The 4,123-nt window shown below is 68.8% G+C and carries 2 protein-coding genes; both read left to right on the top strand.

Going from position 1 to position 4,123, the window contains the following annotated elements:
- The first annotated feature begins 363 nt into the window (after window positions 1–363).
- A complete protein-coding gene (locus ACLF6P_RS29700; protein ID WP_415954517.1) occupies window positions 364–2,640 on the top strand; it encodes a GmrSD restriction endonuclease domain-containing protein in 2,277 nt (758 codons plus the stop codon).
- 166 nt (window positions 2,641–2,806) lie between these two features.
- Entirely contained in the window at window positions 2,807–4,039 is a 1,233-nt protein-coding gene (locus ACLF6P_RS29695; RefSeq protein ID WP_415954516.1) for a serine/threonine-protein kinase, read from the top strand.
- Window positions 4,040–4,123: the final 84 nt, after the last annotated feature.

Below are 4,123 nucleotides of genomic sequence, written 5' to 3'. Positions count from 1 at the left end.
TCGCCAGGATCGTAACCCTGGCATCAGGGACTCCACCAAACGCAGTGCAGCTCACTCAGCCACTCAACCGGAAAGCAGCCTCATCTGTGCGTGAATTCACCGGCAGTCCTCGGATCACCTCATGTGGACCGGACAGCTCCACATGTCGCCCGGTGCACGTGCTCCGCTGCGACGGTGGGCCCGCACGGGCCCCGGGCGACCGGCGCATGCGTGTGAACGGGCCGCCACAACGTCCTTGTGGCGATGGATCTTTTGCTCTTCGGCGCGGCGTGCGTGCCCGAATGGTAGAAACCTGATGCCGTTCGCGCGCGCTCGGACCGCTTCCGACGATCAGCCACCCTCGGACGTTAGGAACCCTCGGCTGTGCCACCCACTCTGTATCGCGACACGAACTACACACTCCGGCACCTGATCGAGGACATCGAGGGCGGTCGTATCGGACTGCCCGATATTCAACGCCCGTTCGTCTGGTCCGCCGCGAAGACGCGCGACCTGTTCGACTCGATGTACCGGGGCTATCCGATCGGCACCCTGATGTTCTGGGAGACCGGTGCCGAGGTGGGCGTGCGGCGGATCGGTACGGAAGCCGGCGACCGGGCGCCTCAGTTGTTGGTCGTCGACGGGCAGCAGCGGCTCACCGCTCTGTTCGCCGTCCTCACGGGGCGCAAGATCGTCACCAAGTCCTTCGACGAGGTCAACATCCGTCTCGCGTTTCGCCCGGAGGACCAGGTGTTCGAGGTCACGGACGCGGCGATCGAGCGTGACGCCCACTTCATTCCGGACATTACCGCGCTCTGGGCCCCGGGCGGATACAAGCCCACCGTCCGGCAGTTCTTCCACCGGCTCGAACAGACCGGCGGGCGGCCTCTGTCGAATGCCGAAATGGACGAGCTCGAAGAGCGGATCGACGGAGTCCGGGACCTGCGCGAGTTCCACTTCCAGGTGGTGGAGTTGGGCGCTTCGGCCGACGAGGAGCAGGTCGCCGAGATCTTCGTGCGCATCAACTCAGACGGCGTGAAGCTCAACCAGTCCGACTTCATCCTCACCCTGATGTCGGTGCACTGGGAGAAGGGCCGCCGCCAGCTCGAGGACTTCAGCCGCAGCGCGGTGATCGCAGGACTCCCCGGCCCGAGCCCCCGGAACGCCTTCCTGGACCCCAGCCCCGACCAACTGCTGCGTGTGGCAGTCGCGGTCGCCTTCCGGCGTGCCCGGCTGCAGCATGTCTACAGCGTCCTACGGGGAAAGGACCTTGAAACCGGCAAGGTGACCGCCGACCGGCGCCAGGAGCAGTTCGACCGGCTGGCCGGAGCGCACACGAAGGTCCTGGACCTCAACAGCTGGCACGAGTTCTTCCAGTGCGTCACGGCGGCAGGCTTCCGCAGCCGCAAGATGATCACCTCCGACAACGCCCTGCTGTACAGCTATGCGCTCTGGCTGATCGGACGCCACGACTTCGGGCTGACCGTCGATGAACTCCGCCCCGTGATCGCACGGTGGTTCTTCATGGCGCACACGACCGGCCGGTACTCCAACTCGCCGGAGTCCCAGATGGAGTTCGACCTGGGGCGCATCGGAGGTCTGCCGTCAGGTGACGGTGAGGCCTTCGTCTCGGAGCTCGACCGGATCATCGCGGCGAACTTCACCGGCGACTACTGGGACATCTCGCTGCCGAACCGGTTGGACACCTCCTCTTCGCGTTCACCGGTGCTGTTCGCCTATCAGGCGGCGCTCAACATCCTCGACGCCGAAGTGCTCCTCGGCGATCAGCGGATCCGCGACCTGCTGGATCCCTCCGTCCAGCCGGCCAGGAAGCTCGACCGGGACCGGCTGTTCCACCCCGAGACACTCGCCGGACTGGGCATCACCGACCGGCGCCAGGTCAATGCCATCGCCAACATGGCCTACGTGACATGGCCGACGAGCGAGCTGGCCAACACCGACGCGCCACATGACTACTGGCCGAGAATCACGGAGGCGATGGACCCGGAGGTGCTCGAGCGGCAGGTGCGGTGGCACGCGCTGCCGGTCGGCTGGGAGCAGCTCGACTACTTCACCTTCCTGGAACGGCGGCGTCAGCTGATCGCCAGGGTCGTGCGGGACGCGTTCGAGACGCTCACGGGGGAACGCCCCGCCTACGTACCGACCACACCGGCCGACATGATCGCCGCAGGCGAGTCCCAGGGAACCGAGTTCAAGGCCTGCGCCCGCTGGAACGTGCACACCGAACAGGCCGACAAGTCGCTGCGGCACAACATCGTCAAGGCGGTCTGCGGCTTCCTGAACGGCGAGGGCGGAAACCTGTTCATCGGCGTCGCCGACGACGGGACCGTCCTCGGTATCGAACACGATCTCGGCACCCTGGAGTCGCAGGCCACTGTCGACGGGTACGAGCTCTTCGTACGCCAACTCCTCGACAGCTGCCTTTCGACCCCGACGGCGACCACCGTGCGCGTACGGTTCCCCGAGATCTCCGGCAATGTCGTCTGCCAGATCAGCGTCGCCGCGGCAGGCAAGCCGGTGTTCGCCAAGCCCGCCAAGGGCGGCAGCGGCGCCACGGACTTCTGGGTCCGGGTCGGCAATGCCACCAGACAGCTCCACGGCGACGACCTTCTGCGCTATCAGGAGGAGCACTGGGGCTGAGCGTCATGAGGGCGCCATGAGGGTGTCATGAGGGCGCCAGGGCGTCGTGACGGCCGCAGTACGGGACAGCGGGGGACCTGCATAGACTTTCTCCCGGTTCAGGCAGGTCCATCTCGCGCACGCGCGCGATCGGCGGACCGCGAGGGGGAGGCGGAGGCGGAGCACCGTGGAGCCACTGAGGGATGACGACCCGAAGGAGATCGGAGGTTTCGCCCTCGTGTGCCGGATCGGTTCCGGCGGCATGGGACAGGTGTTCCTCGGGGAGTCCGCGGCCGGTCACCAGGCCGCCGTGAAGGTGATCAAGCCGTCCGTGCTCGACGAGGACAGCCGGGCGCGCTTCCTGTCCGAGGTGGAGAGCCTGCGCACGGTCTACGGGCCGTTCGTCGCGGCCTTCGTCGGTGCCGACGCGGATGCGGACCGGCCGTGGCTCGCGGTGGAGTACGTCCCGGGGCCCGATCTGCGCACCCTGGTCGCCGACCAGGGGCCGCTGCCGCTCGCCGAGACGGCCAGTCTCGGGGCCCTGCTGGCGGAGGGTCTCGGAACGGTCCACGAGGCGGGACTGCTCCACCGGGACCTGAAGCCGCAGAACATCCTGCTCGCCCCCTACGGCCCCAAGGTGATCGACTTCGGTCTCGCCGTGCTCGCCGAGCGCCGCACCACGTTGACGGCCACCGGTTTCGTCGTCGGCAGCGTCCTGTGCATGCCGCCGGAGCAGGCCCGCGGCGAGCAGCAGCTGGACCGGTCCGCCGACGTGTACGCGCTGGGCGCGGTGCTGCTCTTCGCCGCGACCGGGCACTACCCGTACGAGGGGCCGTCGTGGCAGGCCGTCGCCCTGAAGATCGAGGACCCGGCGACCCCTCCCGATCTGACGGACGCTCCGCCGGAGCTCGTGCCGCTGATCACGGACATGCTGGCGTTGGACCCGGCCGCCCGGCCGAGCCTGCCCGAGGTCACCGAGCGGCTGGTGGGTGTCATCCACGAGCAGGGGCTGACCGCGCTCCAGGCCAAGCGCCGCCTCGTCGGTCTGACGCCCGAGATCACCGTGCCGCAGCTCCCCGCGCCGGTTCCCGAACCCCCGGCGCAAGCCCGCCCACCGGCGTACCCGCCCGGTTACACGCCCACGGTCATCGACCAGGCGGCGGTCGAGGACGACGAGCAGGCGGGCCCGCCCCCGCCCCCCGGCACCGGTCAGCGCACCGCGGAGGGAGCCCCCGACGCGGATGATCCGGACAACGCCGGCGACGGTGACGACGGTGCAGCCGCCCCTGCTGATTCCACGTCCGCACGGGAGGGGCGCCGTCCGCGCCCGCGCGGCGGGGCGAGTACCGTGCGGCCCGCCGCGCCGCTGAGGATCGCCGAGAAGATCCGCGCCGCGTACGCCCGCGAGGCCCGCTTCTGAACCGGCGCGGGGCCTCGCGCCCCTGGGGCCTGACTCTGTCGGGGATCTTGGCGGTCTGCTCAGTCTCTGGCGGACCGCCAGGAC

It is taken from the genome of Streptomyces lothianensis (assembly GCF_047779955.1).
Lineage (GTDB): Bacteria > Actinomycetota > Actinomycetes > Streptomycetales > Streptomycetaceae > Streptomyces.
The sequence above is the reverse complement of the archived record's forward strand: the minus strand, read 5'-3'. Positions and strand labels throughout refer to the sequence as shown.